General features: G+C 54.8%; 16 protein-coding genes and 1 pseudogene. 13 read left to right on the top strand and 4 right to left on the bottom strand.

What is annotated here, in order from left to right; all coding sequences use genetic code 11:
• Position 1: 1 nt before the first annotated feature.
• Together ACZ5FM_RS24805 and ACZ5FM_RS24800 are read right to left on the bottom strand one after the other, a co-directional pair.
• Positions 2 to 2,116, bottom strand: a complete 2,115-nt coding sequence (locus ACZ5FM_RS24805; protein WP_312951013.1) for a family 10 glycosylhydrolase — start codon at positions 2,114 to 2,116, stop codon at positions 2 to 4.
• A gap of 106 nt (positions 2,117 to 2,222) precedes the next feature.
• The gene (locus ACZ5FM_RS24800; protein WP_312951016.1) at positions 2,223 to 4,148 is read right to left on the bottom strand and encodes an ABC transporter substrate-binding protein; all 1,926 of its coding nucleotides are present in this window, start codon (positions 4,146 to 4,148) and stop codon (positions 2,223 to 2,225) included.
• Between the two features lie 194 nt (positions 4,149 to 4,342).
• Here ACZ5FM_RS24800 and ACZ5FM_RS24795 point away from each other — a divergent pair, with 194 nt between their 5' ends.
• A complete protein-coding gene (locus tag ACZ5FM_RS24795; RefSeq protein ID WP_192490201.1) occupies positions 4,343 to 5,356 on the top strand; it encodes a LacI family DNA-binding transcriptional regulator in 1,014 nt (337 codons plus the stop codon).
• 126 nt (positions 5,357 to 5,482) lie between these two features.
• Here ACZ5FM_RS24795 and ACZ5FM_RS24790 read toward each other — a convergent pair whose 3' ends face one another.
• Positions 5,483 to 5,755, bottom strand: a complete 273-nt coding sequence (locus ACZ5FM_RS24790; protein WP_312951019.1) for a hypothetical protein — start codon at positions 5,753 to 5,755, stop codon at positions 5,483 to 5,485.
• Positions 5,756 to 6,345: 590 nt separating this feature from the next.
• Here ACZ5FM_RS24790 and ACZ5FM_RS24785 point away from each other — a divergent pair.
• From ACZ5FM_RS24785 to ACZ5FM_RS24750, 8 genes and pseudogenes are all read left to right on the top strand, one after another.
• A pseudogene (locus ACZ5FM_RS24785) lies at positions 6,346 to 6,649 on the top strand (PepSY domain-containing protein).
• 27 nt (positions 6,650 to 6,676) lie between these two features.
• Positions 6,677 to 7,285 (top strand): hypothetical protein, encoded by a 609-nt coding sequence (locus tag ACZ5FM_RS24780; protein WP_464041111.1) that lies wholly within the window; start codon positions 6,677 to 6,679, stop codon positions 7,283 to 7,285.
• 75 nt (positions 7,286 to 7,360) lie between these two features.
• Complete coding sequence (locus ACZ5FM_RS24775) at positions 7,361 to 7,867, top strand: YciE/YciF ferroxidase family protein (protein ID WP_250985743.1); 507 nt, start codon at positions 7,361 to 7,363, stop codon at positions 7,865 to 7,867.
• Between the two features lie 94 nt (positions 7,868 to 7,961).
• Positions 7,962 to 10,106: a catalase gene (katE, locus tag ACZ5FM_RS24770; protein ID WP_312951026.1), complete on the top strand. Its 2,145-nt coding sequence runs from the start codon at positions 7,962 to 7,964 to the stop codon at positions 10,104 to 10,106.
• A gap of 182 nt (positions 10,107 to 10,288) precedes the next feature.
• A complete protein-coding gene (locus ACZ5FM_RS24765; RefSeq protein ID WP_312951029.1) occupies positions 10,289 to 10,849 on the top strand; it encodes a DJ-1/PfpI family protein in 561 nt (186 codons plus the stop codon).
• Positions 10,850 to 10,951: 102 nt separating this feature from the next.
• Positions 10,952 to 11,314: a ribbon-helix-helix domain-containing protein gene (locus ACZ5FM_RS24760; protein WP_192490195.1), complete on the top strand. Its 363-nt coding sequence runs from the start codon at positions 10,952 to 10,954 to the stop codon at positions 11,312 to 11,314.
• Positions 11,315 to 11,680: 366 nt separating this feature from the next.
• Positions 11,681 to 11,890 (top strand): cold-shock protein, encoded by a 210-nt coding sequence (locus ACZ5FM_RS24755; RefSeq protein ID WP_192490079.1) that lies wholly within the window; start codon positions 11,681 to 11,683, stop codon positions 11,888 to 11,890.
• A gap of 160 nt (positions 11,891 to 12,050) precedes the next feature.
• Positions 12,051 to 12,326: a hypothetical protein gene (locus tag ACZ5FM_RS24750; protein ID WP_250984718.1), complete on the top strand. Its 276-nt coding sequence runs from the start codon at positions 12,051 to 12,053 to the stop codon at positions 12,324 to 12,326.
• Positions 12,327 to 13,273: 947 nt separating this feature from the next.
• Here the strand turns inward: ACZ5FM_RS24750 and ACZ5FM_RS24745 are convergent.
• A complete protein-coding gene (locus ACZ5FM_RS24745) occupies positions 13,274 to 13,993 on the bottom strand; it encodes a fumarylacetoacetate hydrolase family protein (protein WP_192490192.1) in 720 nt (239 codons plus the stop codon).
• A 173-nt stretch (positions 13,994 to 14,166) separates the two neighbouring features.
• Here ACZ5FM_RS24745 and ACZ5FM_RS24740 point away from each other — a divergent pair, with 173 nt between their 5' ends.
• The 4 genes from ACZ5FM_RS24740 to ACZ5FM_RS24725 are packed head-to-tail and all read left to right on the top strand — an operon-like array spanning position 14,167 to position 17,618.
• Positions 14,167 to 15,180, top strand: a complete 1,014-nt coding sequence (locus tag ACZ5FM_RS24740; protein WP_464041110.1) for an ABC transporter substrate-binding protein — start codon at positions 14,167 to 14,169, stop codon at positions 15,178 to 15,180.
• Entirely contained in the window at positions 15,177 to 15,983 is an 807-nt protein-coding gene (locus ACZ5FM_RS24735) for an ABC transporter ATP-binding protein (RefSeq protein ID WP_464041109.1), read from the top strand. Before ACZ5FM_RS24740 ends, ACZ5FM_RS24735 begins: the two co-directional genes overlap by 4 nt.
• Entirely contained in the window at positions 15,980 to 16,852 is an 873-nt protein-coding gene (locus ACZ5FM_RS24730; RefSeq protein WP_275643538.1) for an ABC transporter permease, read from the top strand. Before ACZ5FM_RS24735 ends, ACZ5FM_RS24730 begins: the two co-directional genes overlap by 4 nt.
• A 25-nt stretch (positions 16,853 to 16,877) precedes the next feature.
• Entirely contained in the window at positions 16,878 to 17,618 is a 741-nt protein-coding gene (locus tag ACZ5FM_RS24725) for a GntR family transcriptional regulator (RefSeq protein WP_464041108.1), read from the top strand.
• Positions 17,619 to 17,625: the final 7 nt, after the last annotated feature.

Raw genomic sequence — 17,625 nt, 5'->3', positions numbered from 1 at the left:
CTTATGAATGCCAGGTCAGGTGGACCGTCTCCATGGCCTCGACCGATGGCACCTCCACCTCGACCCGGTCACCCACGATACGGCAGGTGCACTCCTGACCTTTCACCAGCATCTTTGCGACGGCAGACCGCTTTCCTTTCGGCAGTGCTACTGAAAGCGTCTGGACCCCAATGGGGTACACCTCCCGCAGCGGTCCCTTCATCATCATCGGGTTGGTCAGATTGACAAGGAATACCACCAGTGCGTCGTCCTTTTCGTAGATCGCAATATCGATAATCCCCTTGCCATCAATTCTAACACGATGGTCTTCACCGAAAGCCCAGTTGACTGCATTAGCAATCAGCCGCCCGTGGTCCGGTGCCAGCACTTTCCAATAGACTTCACCGAGGTTGAAGGGGATGTAAACCACGCGACCGCCATACCCTGTGTCCCTCGCGACAACGGCTGCGCCCCTCGGCTCTTGTCGCGGATAGACCTCTTCCATAGGCAAATCAGGAAAATCGGGAACGTAGAGAAACGGTGTTTCTGCAGCTTTTTCTGCATTGACGGCTATCAGGTGCGTACCACCGATGATGCGGGCAGCACCGTCGTAACCGATGTTGATTGGATGGGTACCTGAAAGAGCAATGTAGGTGTTTTTGACCGGCCCGCGGGTCGACGAGGTCAAATGTGCCCCAAAGACGTTTGCCAGACCAAAATCAGCGCGCGGCTTGCCCACCTGGTCGTAAAGCGACGTTTCGTATGCAGCAACAACCGATCCGCCGCGTTGGACGTAGGCTTCGATCGCGCTACATTGTTCATCGGAAAGGTAGGCGGCGTTTGCCAATATGATTAGCTTGAAGCGATCCAGCGTTTCTGCTGTCATGACTTGATCGGAAACAAACTCGAACGGAATACGTGCCTCGACCAGAGCATGATAGAAGCCGAGATCGTTTTGCTCGGCAATATGCCGTTCTTCTGGCGCCCAGTGCCGCAGCGTGGTTGAAGGATCAATAATCGCAATCTCGGCAGTTGGTTGCATGCCGTCGATATGCGGCTCGATGTCAGCATGAAGATTGAAGGCCTCGACGACCGGCTGTACCCAGCGATCATCTGGAACACATGCATTGAATTTCGTGAACCACGGGAAAAGTCCCTGCGCCATGCCGTCATGGATCCAGAGCTTGATTTCCTCTCCGCTCTGAACGGAATCCTTCCAGCGATATTCCTCCTCTGGCCCGATGGACGTAATCAAGCCGACAGGCCGATCTCGAAATGTTGCGCGGATGCGTTTGCCGTTTCGCCCCGCGGACCAGCCAACCTCAACGCCTTGACGTGCCTGATGGTCAACGAAAAGAATCGGGCAATGTTTCTGAATAAGTGAAAGGTCAAATTCCATGAGCGATGAACCGCTCATGTTGGGGATGAAGCTGGCATGCGGCCGAATGCCTTTGACGGTTTCGTCCCAATAAACAACCAGCTCTGTCAGAATACGCCTGCGCCACGCAGCCCATGCCTGCCAGGCAGGATCACTCGCATCCGGTTTTAGCGGCAGGTCAAAGCCGGTCTCATCCTTGAAACGCCGCTGGTTGTCCTCGCTGTAGGACACCCCATGACCTTGCCATCGATTGGCAAACACCGCATCAATGTCGTATTTCGAAACAATCTCACGAATGACGTCTGTCGTAAAATCGCGGTTGTAGCTTCCCAGTGCGTCGGTCACATAAATGCCAGGAAACGCCCAGTGCTCACGCGGACTGCCATCCTTGTTGATCGCAACCCATTCAGGGTGGGCCTGCGCTGCATCCGCATGAATTGCATGCGGATCGACACGTGCCATCACGTGCATTCCCAATTTGCGTGCACCCTCAACGATCGTGCCAAAAGGGTCTGTGCTGCCAATGAACTTGGACACATAATGCAAAGGGATTTCGCTGGGGTAGTAGGCAATGTAACCGCCCGCCGAAAGGCATAAGGCATTCGATTTCGTGCGCCGGAAAACATCGATCCAGAATTCTGGATCGTATTTTTCCGGATCGTCCTCCGCAAATGTAAGCTGTGTCCATCGGGTGGCAGATTTGTACCACTCATGGGAGCGGCTGGCTGTATCGGTGGACGTATTTGGTCGGTGAAGCATGTTGATATCCATGGCAATAGGTTGCCGTCGCGCCGGGGACGGCACGTGCGACACGTGGAGATTTACTCTCCCCGAACCGGTTTCTCAGTTCGGGGAGGGAGAGCGATCAGGCTTTGAAAAACGTCTCGGGATTGGCTGGAGCAGGTGTCGGATAGCCCCATGAATTCGGCATGGTTTCAGGAACGTTGCGCATGTCCTTTTTGACAACCCCGTAACTGTCCGTTGGCAGGCATATGCCAAAAACGTAGAATTGATCGGCTGCAATTTCCAGAATCTCAGCCATCAGTTTCTTCTGCTCGTCAGGATTGGCCGAGCCAAGCACGCGGTCATAAAGGGCCAACGCATCCTTGACCGGTTGAGGTGGCTCGACTGCGCCCTTGGAACTGGGATCTCGATACCACAACTGCCATCCCTTGGCGTAAAGCGCTTCGGTGGTATTTGGAATATAGTAGCGAGGATCAAGAATGGCGGCAATTCCGCCGTTGCCGCCGAAGCGGTGAGCCGTCGCATCATATTCGATACCCTGACGCACCCTTACTTCCCACAACGAGCGGTCCATCGTTCGCATTTGAACATCAACACCAACAGCCTGGAACATAGGCAGCGCCAGCTGAAAAATGTCGAGGAAGGTTGCGCGCGCCTGATCAATTTCAAATATGACCGTTACACGTTTACCGCTGTCATCCAGACGGTAACCCTCACCGTCCTTGTTGGGAAGGATCTTGTCGAGAAGGGCAATTGCGCCTTCCGGGTCATATTGCGTGAACTGCGTTGCGAGGCGCTCGTTGTAGAGCGGATCTTCTGCTCTGAGTGCGGGTTGCGATACTGTGCCCTGGCCGATGAAAACCGTGTCGATGATGGCTTGGCGGTCAAGCGACATCGATAGAGCAGCCCTGAAATCCTTGTTGTTATAAAGCTGGCGCTTGAACTCGTTGGGGTGATTGAGGTTGAGCTGGAACACCATCTCGTTCGTTTCGGTTGACGTCAGGGTGTAAAAACCGAAGTTGCCCTGCTCCTGTGCGTCATAAAGCACGGCGCGATTGGCCGGGGTTGCGATGTACTGGTCCATCAGGTCAATCTCGCCCTGCATCGCTTTCAAAAGCAACACCTGGGGATCGGCGACCATCTGGTATACAATGCGGTCCAGATAAGGCAGCTGCTTGCCGTCAGTATCGACCTTCCAGTAGAAAGGATTGCGCTCGGCAATTGCCCTATCGGTGCTTTGTCCGGGAGCCACGGTCATCTTCCAGGCGTGGATGACGGGGCGTTGCGAATTCTGGAAGAATTCATTGTCGACAACCAGACCGGCCTCGCGCTGGAATAGCTGGATCCAACCGGAGGCGCCCTTTTTCTTTGCCTCTTCCTCAGCATTCTTATTGTACTTGATGTGGAACTGTTTGAGATAGTGCTTTGGTGCCCGGGTCGTCTGATCATCATTCGCCCACGCCAGTCTCAACGGGAAAAGCCCGTTTGGCGCGGCGAAGATTACCTTGAATGTCACGTCGTCAACGGCTTCAAACCGTGCTTTCTTTCCACCGGAACGCAGGTGGTTCTGGCCGACGTCATCCAGCCCCTCATAGTTGAAGATATCTTCGTACCAAAACAGGATGTCTTCGGTGGTAAAGGGTTCACCGTCCGACCATTTCATACCCTTCCGAAGCCTGAAGGTGAATTCTGTCGCATCAGCATTGGCTTCATAATGTTCGGCGACATTTGGCACAACGCCCGACCAGTCTGGTGAATATCGCAACAGCGGTTCATAGGCTTGGTACCGGAAAAGCATCGACAAGGAACCGCCGCCAACAATGGCACTGTTCCAGTCGCCACCGTGTGAGCCGACGCGCTCAAGCGGTGTGACAATCAACGGGTTCAACGGCAAACGATCCGCCAGCGCAGGCAGTTTTCCTTCGCCGACAAGGTCTTTCAGCATTTCAGCTTCAGTGAAGGTCATTTGAGCCCAAACAGGTAGGGCAGGCAGCAAAACAGCTGCTGTTCCCGCAGCGAGAAACGCGCGGCGTTTTAATCCTTGCATGTTTTCCTCCTCGTTTCATACGCCAAGTGAATCTCCCCTCCTCTGGGCCGACACCTCAGCTTTCTTGCAGATCATTCTCCGTTGAGTATTTGTTTTGCTATTTTGTTAGCTTGCATTATGTATTTTGTTAGGTAAAGCGTTATGTTAAATTTTTTTATCACTGCGCGATGCGTCAATATTCAGGAGGGTTCGACATGGGTCGGGTCACGCTGCAGGACATTGCCAGCTACACCGGGCTGTCCAAATTTGCCGTCTCCCGCTCCCTTGCGGGAAAGGAAGGTGTGAGCGAAAGCACGCGACAGCGGGTTGAGGAGGCTGCAACCGCACTCGGGTACAACCGGCAAAAGCCGATTGAGGAACAGCGCGAAATCACCCTCATCTTTCATGATAAAGTGGATAGTGTGAGCTATGAGCTGCGCACGATGCTCCAGGATGGCATGCAACGGGAGGCCCACCGGCTCGGCCAGCCGGTTCGGTTGCAGTGGACCCACGATGCCAATCGCGTAGAGGCAATGGCCAAAGATAGCGCTGGCATCATTCTTGTTGGCCCTCACGAGCAGACCACGCTCGACATCGTCAAAGCTTCAGGTGTACCCGTGGTCCGGCTGGGCTGGGTTTCCCCTTTGGAGCAGGCGGATCATGTGGGCGGAACCGATCATGAGGCCGGAATTGCTGTGGGTGAATATCTGCTTGGTCTTGGCCACCGCAAGATCGTCTTTCTTCAGGGTGAAGAAGGATATCGCGGACGACGGGAGCGATACTATGGTCTGAGGGAGAGCCTGGAGGGTTGCCCGGATGCTGAACTCCATGACCTGCGTTTTGCAGAAGACGGCGGCTTTATCCCGGCCCTCTTAACACTCCAGAAATCCGGCGTCCTCCCCACGGCAATGTTTTGTGCTCATGACGGGTTGGCACTGACCGCGGTTTCCGAGCTTCTAGCCCGCGGGTTCAGGATTCCCGAAGATATGTCGGTTGTCGGCTTTGGCGACTTCTCCGCTGCAACCCAGATATCTCCACAACTTACGACGATTAAAGTACAGGGCCTGGAAATGGGTGCAACGGCGCTTCGGCTTTTGCTGGAGCGGCTTGAAACGCGCGACCTCTCGGTTCCGGCACGACGCATTCTTATTGCATCGACATTCATTGAGAGGAGATCATCGGGGCCGGCTCCCGTGCAAGCGAAACAACTCAATGAGGCTTCGAGGTAACTTGCCTTTGGCCGGGTTCGAACCGGCAATCCAACAGCATGTTGGTTAGGCCATGGAAGCAGGAGGCGTGAAGAACTCACGATCATCCAGCGAGACACGATGGCCATTTTCACGACCGTGGTGAAATCAATCGCCAGAGGCGTAGAGTAAGGAAATATCGCGGTGGTGTAGCTGACAGTTGGCACTTTCACTCTTCACCACAGCACGTTTTCGCTCCAATACGACCAAGCAACCACTTCGATAAGCATATTCCCGATCTCCGTTCGGCAGGGTCTTTTGAACTGGCACTTCGTCCATTGGCCGTACTTCCTGCGCCGTTTCTTTTTGCACATCAGCAGAGGAGCAAGCGGCGAGCGTTGCCATAATCGGGAGGGCAAAGATGAGGCTATATTTCAGCATGTCTGTTTCCTTCTTGATGTCTTACGCTAGGAGCAAGATGAGGCGAAAAGACGAGCGCGCCCGCCTCTCGGTAAAACATCGATCGCCGGGCCACACAGCTCAAATCGGCGGCACTGGCATGTGCAAAGCACTCCGACACTGACGTCGCCGATCGGAGCAAGGTTTTCAGCAGGCTAAGCTGAGTTGGAACAAGCCGTGTCCCATCTCAACTGGTTTCGGCCATTCATGCCGTCCTCGCCCAACGAAGTAGTCGCGCCAGGGGTACGAGAGAATCGAGGCGATGCGTCAGCACTCCACGCGTCCACCATGAAACTCGATGAAAGCTTTTATCCCCTTAGATCTTCGTCAGGCAGATGGTCAAAGCACCAGTGGTCGGTCGCCCTGGCGTCCCCGCGACATCCGTGCCCCCCATTATTTCCGCTGTTGGTCTGTGAGCGCTCTTCAAAACCGGGCGTGTGGCCCGCTCAGGTCAGTCGGCAAGTTAAACTAGTCTCCAGCAGCATGGAACAATTGCCGGGTCCTGGGGTTAGGGACTGAGGAGTTCGTAACTACGAGTTCCAAACGAGAGGAATACCCCAGTGAAAAATTATATGCTTGCCGCGGCGCTGCTCAGCGCCAGCGCGGTTTGCGCATTCGCTCAGACAGCGCCGACCGCGAATTCTGATGCAACGACACCAGCTATCGCCACACCGCAGCCTAGGAATGCCACCGCACCCGTTGAAGGGGCAAACAGCTTCACCGAAGCACAGGCGAAAAAAACGGATCGAAGAAGCAGGGTTCTCCGTCAAGGACCTGAAAAAGGATGACAATGGCATCTGGATGGCCACCGGCGTGAAGGACGGCAAGTCCGCTTCGGTCGCACTAGACTATCAGGGCAATGTCGTCGCGAAGTAACCCAATATAACAATAGGAATTTCAATTATGAAAACTGTAACCGGCCTTTTCGACAACTATTCCGATGCAAGCGCAGCTGTCGGCGCGCTTGAGTCAGCGGGCGTAAAATCCAGCGACATCAGTATCGTTTCTCGCAATGCGGACGATCGGCACGCGGATAATTCAAATGCAGCCGAGGGCGCTGGCACAGGTGCCGGCATAGGTGCCGCCATTGGCGGCACTGGTGGCCTGCTCACGGGTCTCGGTCTGATGGCAATCCCTGGCGTTGGACCGGTCGTGGCCGCCGGATGGCTTGCCGCCACCGCTGCCGGTGCCGTTGCAGGCGCAGTCGCAGGCGGCGCGACCGGCGGGATAATCGGTGCCATGACAAGCTCGGGCGTAACCGAAGACGACGCGCACGTGTATGCCGAAGGCGTTCGCCGCGGCGGAACGCTGGTAACGGCTAAAGTCGAAGACACACTCGCTCCACAAGCAGACGCAATTTTGAAGCGCTCGAACCTGGTTGATCCGACAGAGCGGCGAGCCGCTTACGAGGAGCAGGGTTGGACGCGTTTCGACGATACCCTCGACCCCTACCCCGCCGAGGAAATCGAGCAGGAACGTAACCGCTATCGCCGCACAGGCGCTGGTCTCTAGCCCAGACAAAGCCCGCCCATAAGAGGCGTGTTTTCAAGTTTCAGTTCACCCCATTTAAAAAACAGGACAACACCAATGGCTAACGAAAAAACATTGAACGACCTTTTCCTTGATACGCTTAAGGACATCTACTTCGCTGAAAAACAGATCTTGAAGGCCTTGCCGAAAATGGCGCGCGCCGCGCAATCAGAAGAAGGCAAGGCTGGCTTCCTCCAGCATCGCGACGAAACTCAGGTTCAGATCGAGCGTCTGGAGCAGATTTTCGAGCTTCTTGGCAAGCCCGCTCGCGGCAAGACATGCGAAGCGATCCAGGGCATTCTCGCAGAAGGCGAAGAGATCATGGAGGACTACAAAGGCACGGCAGCGCTCGATGCCGGACTGATTTCTTCCGCGCAGGCTGTCGAGCACTATGAGATCGCCCGTTATGGCACGCTGAAGTCCTGGGCCAGCCAGCTTGGAATGAAGGAGGCAGCGTCGTTACTGGATGCCACCTTGCAGGAAGAGATTGCCACGGACCAGAAGCTCACGGCGCTCGGTGAATCTTCAGCGAATGCCAAAGGCACGATGAAGAAAGCCAGCTAGACTGCCGACACTACGGATCAGGCCGCCCTTCGGGGGCGGCCTTTCTGCTTTCGGGCCGCAGGCGCCCGTCGAACCCAGTTCATCAGGAGCCCACATGGCCAAGAACACAACCGCTAAATCGCCGCATTCAGCACCCGATACCGCCACGATACACGATGTGACGCTACAGCGCGGGCCGGGTGGTGAACTACACCAGATAGCCGAAGGCGACACACCCATATTGACGACCGCCCAGGGCGGACCAATTGCGGACGACCAGAACTCGCTGCGCATCGGGGCCCTGGGACCACTCGTCGTCGACGACTTTCACTTCCGTGAGAAGATGTTTCATTTCGACCATGAGCGGATTCCCGAACGGGTCGTGCATGCGCGCGGTTATGGTGCGCATGGATTCTTCGAGACGTACGATTCATTTGCTGCCTATACGAAAGCTGATTTCCTGCAGCGTAAAGGTGAAAAGACGCCCGCCTTCGTACGTTTCTCGACCGTAGCCGGAAACAAGGGGTCTGCCGACCTCGCACGCGACGTGCGCGGGTTTGCTGTCAAGCTCTACACCCAGGAAGGCAACTGGGATCTGGTGGGCAACAACATTCCGGTCTTTTTTATCCAGGACGCCATCAAATTCCCGGACCTCATTCATGCGGCCAAGCAGGAACCGGATAGGGCTTTCCCCCAAGCGCAGACCGCCCACGACAATTTCTGGGACTTCATCAGTCTCACTCCCGAAAGTATGCACATGGTCATGTGGACCATGTCCGATCGTGCCATACCGCGGTCTTTCCGCTTCATGGAAGGTTTCGGGGTGCACACCTTCCGCCTGGTGAATGCCAAGGAGGAGTCGACTTTCGTGAAATTCCACTGGAAGCCAAAACTGGGCCTTCAGTCCGTGGCCTGGAACGAAGCGGTCAAAATCAACGGCGCCGACCCGGACTTCCACCGTCGCGATCTCTGGAACGCCATCCAGTCAGGCAACTTTCCGGAATGGGAGCTGCAGGTCCAGCTTTTCGATCAGGCGTTCGCCGACAGCTTTGATTTCGACGTACTCGACCCGACGAAAATCATCCCCGAGGAAATCATCAAGCCTCAGCCGATCGGGCGGCTGGTCCTTGACCGCATGCCAGACAACTTCTTCGCGGAAACTGAGCAGGTTGCCTTCATGACGCAGAACGTACCGCCGGGCATCGATTTCAGTAACGACCCTCTTCTGCAGGGCCGCAACTTTTCTTACCTCGACACACAATTGAAACGCCTGGGCGGGCCGAATTTCACGCACCTGCCTATCAATGCCCCGAAGTGTCCGTTCGCACATTTCCAACAGGACGGTCATATGGCAATGCGCAATCCTGTCGGTAAGGTCAATTACCAGCCGAACTCGTTTGGCGAAGGGCCGCGGGAATCGCCGACCCGTGGGTACCGGCATTTCCCCGCCGAAGAACAGGGGGCAAAAGCCCGGCTACGTCCGGAGAGCTTTGCTGACCACTATAGCCAAGCAAGGCAATTCTTCATCAGCCAAACACCACCGGAACAGCGCCACATCGCCGCTGCTTTGACATTTGAACTCAGCAAGGTTGAAATCCCGGTCATTCGCGAGCGCATGATATCCCATCTTTTAAACATCGATGAGACGCTTGCCACGACCGTTTCCCAGAAGCTCGGCATCAAGAAAATGCCAAAGCCTGCTGACGCTGCGGTACCAACGCGCCAGGATCTCGAGCCATCCCCCGCGCTCAGCATCATCGAAAACGGGCCCCAGCGCTTCGAAGGGCGAAAACTTGGTATTCTGGTCACCGATGGTGTGGATGCCAGCCTACTGAAAGGTCTGACAGATGCCATCATAAAGGAAAAAGGTGTTGTCGAGCTGATTGCACCCAAGGTCGGCGGGGTCGAAGCGTCTGATGGGAGCTGGATCGAGGCTCAGCATATGATCGATGGCGGACCGTCGGTTCTGTTCGATGCCGTGGCCATTCTCACGTCGACCGATGCGATTGACGACGTTGTGAATGAGGCGACTGCCAGAGACTTTGTAGCCGACGCTTTTCAGCACTGCAAATTCATCGGTTACGATCAATCAGCGCTCCCGCTGCTTGAAAAAGCGGGGATTGCAGACCTTGATGAAGGCGTTCTGGCTTTGCCCGGAGAAGACGGCCTGTCAGCTTTCGTTTCGGAACTTGGCAAACTTCGTGTCTGGGGCCGTGAGCCGTCGGTAAAGCTTGGTAAGGCTTCTCCACCTGTCAAGTAACCGCTAATGGGGCGCGGCAGAATGAACCGCGCCCATCAACCAGCAAACGATCGCACATCCAAAGTGACACACGGAGCGTTGCGAACATGAAAATACTACGGTCGTAGTATTGGAATAACACCCGTTTCAATGGACTTCGCCTAATCTGTAGCTGCAATCATCGCGGCTATAGGGAGGGATGTATGATGGCGAAGATTCTTATGATTACGGGTGACTTTACCGAGGACTATGAAACCATGGTCCCGTTCCAGACGCTTCTGGCCTGCGGCCACAGCGTCGATGCCGTATGCCCCGGCAAAAAGGCGGGCGATAAGGTCAAGACCGCGATACACGATTTCGCAGGCGACCAGACTTACTCCGAAAAACCCGGCCACAATTTCACTTTGAATGCCGATTTCGCATCGGTCGATCCAGCGCATTACGATGCGTTAGTCGTCCCGGGCGGTCGTGCACCGGAATATCTCCGGATGGACCCCGATGTCCTTGCCAAGGTGAAGCATTTTTTTGACGAGGGGAAACCGGTTGCCGCAATATGCCACGGTGCTCAATTGCTCGCTGCAGCAGGCGTTCTGAAGGGTCGTATCTGCTCGGCGTACCCGGCCTGCGCTTACGAAGTTACAGCGTCTGGTGGAACATTCGCTGAGATTGCAGTGACAGAAGCCGTCACCGATGGCAATCTGGTGACGGCGCCGGCATGGCCCGCACACCCGGCATGGCTCAAGCAGTTTCTTGCCATTTTGTAAGTGCAGTCTCCAGCTCCGGGCGAACCAGTGCGCAGTAGGGTTGTTGCCAGCTAGAGGAATGGTCACACTGCTCCGACATTAAAGGGAAGGGAGGCCCTTGCGATGTGCGAACTCTTTATCAAGGCCGATGCCAGTCAGTGGCAAAGCTGCACCCATAGTCTGCGCATCGATGGTGTGACCACCTCGATCCGGATCGAAAATCATTTCTGGTATACGCTGAGCGAAATCGGCCTGCGCGACGGCATGACTGTCGCGCAGCTCATAACAAGGCTATGGCATGAGGCGATGGATGCCGATCATGATCTCGGCAACTTCACCTCATTCTTGCGCGTATGCTGTGCCCGTTACCACGCCCTCATCGCTGCCGGCGAAATTTCGGCAAATCTGAGCATCCCGATTGCCGATCACGCGGCACGCGAAATACTTGCCCGGGAGGCACAGCAGTATAGCACGATAGTCAACTGACAAGGGTGCTCTGCCGTGATTTGCCTTCTGCCATCCACCTCACGCACCTGGCCTGCCGGGACGTTTCAGATCCTGTGTGGCGAAAGTGATCTTTCGCTACATCCCAATCTGCCGATCACCGACGAGATGAAAATGAGGTGGCGGCGGCTTTAACACCCATAGGTAGAATCACCTTTAGGCAAAACTAAAAGTTGACAATCAGATTTAGATCCAGTATCTATCCATTATCGATATTTTCTTGCTGAGCTTTGGTTACCGCGCGATTAGCACCGCGCTTTCAACGAACCCTCCCTTTAAAACAATCGTTATCATCATCCGCAGCGCAGTCGCGCTGAGGTCATCTATATTGCTATGAAAGGGTTCATTATGATCACCGGCACAGTTAAATGGTTTAATTCCACCAAGGGCTTCGGCTTCATCCAGCCTGACAACGGCAGCGCTGACGCGTTCGTTCACATCTCTGCCGTCGAGCGCGCTGGAATGCGCGAAATCGTCGAAGGCCAGAAGCTTAGCTACGATCTGGAGCGCGACAACAAGTCCGGCAAAATGTCGGCTTGCAATCTTCAGGCTGCTTAAATCGGTATCTGCTTTCCTTTGACCACGGATGTACTGGCACTGTTGAAAGCACAATACCTACTGAGGTCAGGCAAGTTGCCTGGCCTTTTTTTTGGCCTGATGACACCGCAACTGCGCGGGTGGCCCAAGTGGCCAGTGGCCGCAATAACAGGAGTTCTCGATGACGAACCCAGCCAACGAACTTCAGGCAATCAACACGGCTTGGCAGATTGCCGTGCAGGAAATTCTGCGTATGGTCGTTCGAGACCTGTACAAATCAGGGGACGAGGCGTCCTTCCAAGCGCATATCAAGAGAGTTGAAGAGGCGGCCGTCGACAGCATCTACACCGGGCTGATGCTTCGCGGGACGGATGAATGGACGGAAGTCCTGGTCAAGGAAAAGGCCAGTAACTTCGTCACGACGCTTTTGACGTCGTTCACTTATGACAAGGTTTGATCATAGTCCGCAGATGCGAAGCTGTCATCGCGATGATCAGCTTCAAAGGGATCTTAGAGCCGAAGGCCTGAACCCATCAAGAGATGATGGAACAAGGCGGTAAAAGCCAATCATCAATTCGCAGTAAAATGGTCCGACGAATTGATTGGCTCAGCAGTCTCGACTGAGTGGCGACTGCCTGCAACGCGGCTCGCAACGGTAGACCTGACAATTTTCCACATCGCGCGTCGGTACGCTGTTTCGGGCAGCATATTCACCAATCTCGCATTGCCGGGCACTGCGGACGTAACGGTCGTAGAGTTTCATGTCACGAACGCGTGTTGATGGATAACGGAGAATGACTGCACCTTCCCTGTCAATCGCACTTTGTACCGCTGCGCAGTTCATTGCGGGCGTTTCATAGCGGGATATGGCAGATGCTGGTGAAGCTGCAAGAGTAGCAAGCACAATCATAAAGGTTGTCTTGAGCATGGGTTTGCCTTTCATTAACGTCGAGACCACTTGCGTCAACCGCAGACGCTGCCCAACCGAGAGTCGAACAATCGAAACACCAATTAGTTCCTCAGCCCCATGCAATCGCTGAGAAGCAGGCGCCTATGGTGATTAGCGGTAGCGGCCTCGTCCGCGCTGTGGCAATTCCATGACCAACATATTAAAGAACTTTGCCAACCAGACCGTCACGGACGAAGGCAGTTGCAAACCCACCGTCACGGTAGAGGAAAAGCAACAGACTGCTACAAAATCTCTTTCACCAACTGAGGCAAAGCGGCTTTCCGGTGCGTTTCGCCCGCTCGTCCGCGAGCCCAGGTTTTCGTCTCGTGAGATGGTAGAGCACAGCGCATTATGGCATGAAACCCTGGCGACTTGACGTAATCGGCCAGTCATTGCTGCCTGGCCGATCCACGTAAAACAGGTACTTATTCCTTGCGGAGCAGAAATCTCCTCGATCAGGCAGCAGCCTTGACGGGCGCCCCGATCGTCACGGTTAGCGTGCCGAGATTGTCAATGCTTCCCACGAGCACATTTCCCTCCGTAACGGGCCCTACCCCGTCCGGCGTACCGGTCATGATGACATCTCCCGGCTCCAGCGAGTAATAGCGCGATAGAGTTGAGATGATTTCCGGTGTGCGCCATATCATCAGGCCAAGGTCTGAGTCCTGATGAGCCTTACCGTCGACTTCCAGTTTAATACGGCCCGTTGCCGGGTGACCGACCTGTTCAACGGGATAGACGGGACCGCAAGGTGCAGACAGATCAAATGACTTCTTCAACTCCCATGGCGAACGTGGCCCTTCTGCGGTGTCGAGAAGCGTTCGTCGTGTCATGTCGAGGCAGATGCCGTAGCCGAATACATGCGATAACGCCTCGGCTTCGGGAATGTCATATCCCCCTGACTTCATGACGACCATCAGCTCAAGTTCGAAATGAAAATCATTGGTTTTAGGCGGATACGGCACGGTCCCCCCATCCTGAACAACGCAGTCGCGGGGCTTTTGGAATACAAGCGGAAAATCGCGTGTTTCGTCTCCGCCCATTTCACGCACATGGGCAACATAGTTGCGCCCGATGCAATAGATGCGTCGGACAGGAAATCGTTTGTCACTGCCAACGACAGGCAGGCTCGGTTGCTCCGGTGCAGGCACGGCAAAGGTGGCTTCTGGCTTCATTTAGGCAATCCTGAGAGTTTGATACGCCCCAGAACAATATGCATGTTACTGCGCCTGTCTATCAAAATCTGCATATTTTTAAAAAAAAGAAAAAAATATGAATATTGATTGACAGTCCGCAAAGTTAGTGACTTCCTGAAGACGTTGCAGAAGACAACGAAGGGGAACAGCAGATGATCACACGCAGAACACTGATGGCCTTCACGGCATCCGCCGCGATGTTTCTATCCGGCCATGCCATGTCCCAGGAGAAAAAGGAGCTGGTCATTGCCTATCCAAGCTCCATGGGGCTGGGTTATTTCGCCCTCTACAACGCAATCGGAGAGGGATATTTTGAGGAGGAGAATATTACGATCCGTCCCGAAAGCCTCAATGGTTCCGCCCAGGTAATACAAGCCCTGCTCGCTGGTCAGGCGCAGCTTGGCCATCCCGGCCCCGGTCCGCTTTTGAATGCCCGTGGCCGCGGTGAGGATCTGATCTATATCTACAACTACTTTGCGCGCAGCCAGTTTAACCTGGTAACGACAGAGGATTCGCCCTTCCAAACACCTGCAGATCTCAGGGGCAAAGTCATTGGTGTGGGCACGTCGGACGGGGCCGAAGTGGCTTTCGTGCGATCGATCTTCGATGCCGCCGGAATGAAGGAAGGCAGCGACTATACCTTTATTACCGTAGGTGAAGGAGGAATGGCCGTTGCAGGGTTCGCAAACAAATCAATCGATGCTTACGCTGCCGATACTGCCGGCACCGCGACGCTGCGTTTGCGCGGTGTAAAACTGCGCAATCTGACACCACCCGACTTCAAGGCCTATTTTGGCAATGGATATGTGACGACGCGGGCGTTTCTCGATGACAACAAAGATGTACTGGAGGGATTCGGGCGCGCACTCGTCAGGGGAGTGAAGTTCGGCATCGATCCTGCAAACCGCGAAGCAACGCTGCAACATGCACAGATGGGCAACCCGCAGCAGCTAGAGGACAAGGAATTCGCAAGCGCACTTCTGGATATTTACTTCGATTTAACCACACCGCTCGATCCCACGAAGGGTTATGGATACCAGAACCCCGTGGCCTGGCAGCAGTGGCAGAGCACGCTTGTGGCGGCAGGCGATCTGAAGCAGCCTTTGGACAATCTCGAGCAGGCCTACACCAACGAGTTCATTGAAAAGTGGAACTCTCCGAGATGATGGCAGCACAGAGGAAAGCTGTGGTGGAAAAGCCTGACAAGCCGGTCTTTCAGTTGAGTAATGTCAGCAAGATCTATGGCCAGCGCGACGTTGTTGCGCTGGAGGCTGTCGACATAACGCTGAACAAGGGGGAATTTCATTCAGTCATCGGCTCAAGCGGCTGCGGAAAATCAACACTTCTGAAGATCATGGCGGGTCTGACACCTCCATCCCGAGGCAGAGTCATGCTATCGGGAACGCCGGTTATGGGGCCACGTCCCGATATTGGCATGATGTTCCAGCAAGCGACATTGTTTCCATGGCGAACAACACTGGAGAACATCCTTTTACCCCTCGAAATCCGCGAGGGACGCGCCGTGGCTGCCGCGGCGCGAGTAAAAGCCGAGGCTCTTTTGTCGCTGGTCGGTTTGAAGGGATTTGAACACACCTATCCCGGTCAGCTCTCAGGCGGCATGGCACAGCGGGCAGCAATTTGCCGGATGCTAATTTCAGATCCCGATGTACTGCTGCTGGATGAGCCGTTCAGTGCGCTCGATGAAATCACTCGCGATTTCATGAACATGGAATTGCAACGAGTGTGCCTCGAACGCGGCGCCTCGGCATTTCTCGTGACACACTCCATTTCAGAGTCTGTCATCCTGTCGGATATTGTGCACGTCATGTCCGCAAGGCCTGGACGTGTTGTCAAATCCATCAAGATCGACCTTCCTCGCCCAAGAACACTTGAAATGACCACGCTGCCGGAATTCGGGCATTACACGTCCACCATTCGCAACCTTCTCGACAAGGGGGCTTTCCTATGACCGATGCAACATCCTCCGGCTTGATGTCAGGCCCGGAAGACGACACCATATGGACTGAGCGGGTTTCGTGGATATCCCTGCTCCCCAGGTGGGTCTCAATGACCATCCTGATGCTGGCATTTCTGTCATGCTGGCAGCTTGTGTCGTCGGCAGGCATCGTTTCCCAGCTGATCTTGCCATCACCGCTGGCCACACTTTACGACCTCGGGTTTGTGGGCCGTAACCTGCTGTCTGGCCAGTACATGCTTCCCGCGCTGTGGGTCACCGCGCAAGAAGTCTTCTGGGGGTTCATCCTTGCGCTGGCAATCGGCGTTTTCCTCGGGGTACTCGTCGGTGAGACGTCATTTGGCGAACGCGCAGTGATGCCCTATGTCGTAGCAATCGATACCATGCCCAAGCTTGCATTTGCGCCATTGTTTGTTGCGTGGCTGGGTTTCGGCATCACGTCCAAGGTCGCACTTGCAGCCTTCATATCTGTTTTCCCCATTGTGGTAGGTACGGCTGCAGGGCTGCATGCCGCAGATGAGAATGCCAGAATGCTCTTTAAAAGCATCGGCGCATCACGGTTGCAGACACTACTCAAACTCAAAATTCCCACCGGACTGCCACAGTTCTTTACAGGTTTGAAAATTGCTTCGATAAGCGTTGTATCTGGCGCGATTGCCGGTGAGTTTCTGGGTGGGGGCAAAGGATTTGGGGAACTGATCCGCATCGCTGCTGCTCAACTCGATACGCCGCGTGTATTCTCGCTAATTATGTATCTCAGCCTACTGGGCCTGCTGATGTTCGGACTGGTTTCGTGGATGCAGTACCGGTTTGTTTTCTGGCAGAGAGGCCCAGATGCGGTCAGAAAGACAAAGAAAAAATGAAGCTTCTGTCTCATGGAAAGAATGAATGGCAAAGGTGAGCGACAAGACAACGCTGGCAACCGCAGTGTACCAGAAGTTGCGAATGGATATAATCAATGGCTCGTTCAAGCCTGGCGAAAAGCTTCGCATTGAAACGATTGCCGCTAATTATGAAGTGGGTAGCAATGCGGTTCGGGAGGCATTGTCGCGGCTTTCCTCCGAGCGGTTGGTCGATCGCCACGAGCAGCGCGGGTTTTCTGTCCCGTCCATAGCGCTTGAGGAATGGCGCGTTTTGGTGAAAACACGCTGCTGGCTTGAAACCAGGGCGCTGGAAGAATCCATCAACAATCGAACCGCAGTCTGGGAAGAAGGCATCGTTGTCGCATTCCATCGGCTGTCACGCTATAAGTCATCGGGTTTTCCCGATGACAGGCCCGGCTGGGAAGATGCGCACCGCAGTTTCCATCGTGCGCTGTTATCGAATTGCGGCTCGCCCTGGTTGCTCGACTTCTGCGACATCCTTGCCGATCACGCCGCACGTTATGTTTCTGTTTCCAATGCGTATCGCACCGTCCCCCGTGACGGCACCGCCGAACATGAAGCCCTTATGAGGGTTGTGATCGATGGCAACAGCCAGGATGCCTGTGCAGCGCTCATCACACATTACACAAGAACGCTCCAGTTGATTGAGCACCTGTTCGATGGAGGTGTCATGACCGGTAATCCCGGAAAGACAACCGATCTTCCCGCGATTGATCCTGCCGAACTGTTGAAACTCAATTTTTGAAAGATTA

This window comes from Agrobacterium sp. 5Ca50 (assembly GCF_055381905.1).
The sequence above is the reverse complement of the archived record's forward strand: the minus strand, read 5'-3'. Positions and strand labels throughout refer to the sequence as shown.

Excerpts from the sequence above, each read along its gene's own strand:
- ACZ5FM_RS24790 (WP_312951019.1), bottom strand. The coding sequence starts at position 5,755 with ATGCTGAAATATAGCCTCATCTTTGCCCTCCCGATTATGGCAACGCTC.
- ACZ5FM_RS24725 (WP_464041108.1), top strand. The coding sequence starts at position 16,878 with ATGGCAAAGGTGAGCGACAAGACAACGCTGGCAACCGCAGTGTACCAG.
- ACZ5FM_RS24730 (WP_275643538.1), top strand. The coding sequence starts at position 15,980 with ATGACCGATGCAACATCCTCCGGCTTGATGTCAGGCCCGGAAGACGAC.
- katE (WP_312951026.1), top strand. The coding sequence starts at position 7,962 with ATGGCCAAGAACACAACCGCTAAATCGCCGCATTCAGCACCCGATACC.
- ACZ5FM_RS24805 (WP_312951013.1), bottom strand. The coding sequence starts at position 2,116 with ATGCTTCACCGACCAAATACGTCCACCGATACAGCCAGCCGCTCCCAT.
- ACZ5FM_RS24755 (WP_192490079.1), top strand. The coding sequence starts at position 11,681 with ATGATCACCGGCACAGTTAAATGGTTTAATTCCACCAAGGGCTTCGGC.
- ACZ5FM_RS24800 (WP_312951016.1), bottom strand. The coding sequence starts at position 4,148 with ATGCAAGGATTAAAACGCCGCGCGTTTCTCGCTGCGGGAACAGCAGCT.
- ACZ5FM_RS24760 (WP_192490195.1), top strand. The coding sequence starts at position 10,952 with ATGTGCGAACTCTTTATCAAGGCCGATGCCAGTCAGTGGCAAAGCTGC.
- ACZ5FM_RS24795 (WP_192490201.1), top strand. The coding sequence starts at position 4,343 with ATGGGTCGGGTCACGCTGCAGGACATTGCCAGCTACACCGGGCTGTCC.
- ACZ5FM_RS24735 (WP_464041109.1), top strand. The coding sequence starts at position 15,177 with ATGATGGCAGCACAGAGGAAAGCTGTGGTGGAAAAGCCTGACAAGCCG.
- ACZ5FM_RS24775 (WP_250985743.1), top strand. The coding sequence starts at position 7,361 with ATGGCTAACGAAAAAACATTGAACGACCTTTTCCTTGATACGCTTAAG.
- ACZ5FM_RS24780 (WP_464041111.1), top strand. The coding sequence starts at position 6,677 with ATGAAAACTGTAACCGGCCTTTTCGACAACTATTCCGATGCAAGCGCA.
- ACZ5FM_RS24745 (WP_192490192.1), bottom strand. The coding sequence starts at position 13,993 with ATGAAGCCAGAAGCCACCTTTGCCGTGCCTGCACCGGAGCAACCGAGC.
- ACZ5FM_RS24765 (WP_312951029.1), top strand. The coding sequence starts at position 10,289 with ATGATGGCGAAGATTCTTATGATTACGGGTGACTTTACCGAGGACTAT.
- ACZ5FM_RS24750 (WP_250984718.1), top strand. The coding sequence starts at position 12,051 with ATGACGAACCCAGCCAACGAACTTCAGGCAATCAACACGGCTTGGCAG.
- ACZ5FM_RS24740 (WP_464041110.1), top strand. The coding sequence starts at position 14,167 with ATGATCACACGCAGAACACTGATGGCCTTCACGGCATCCGCCGCGATG.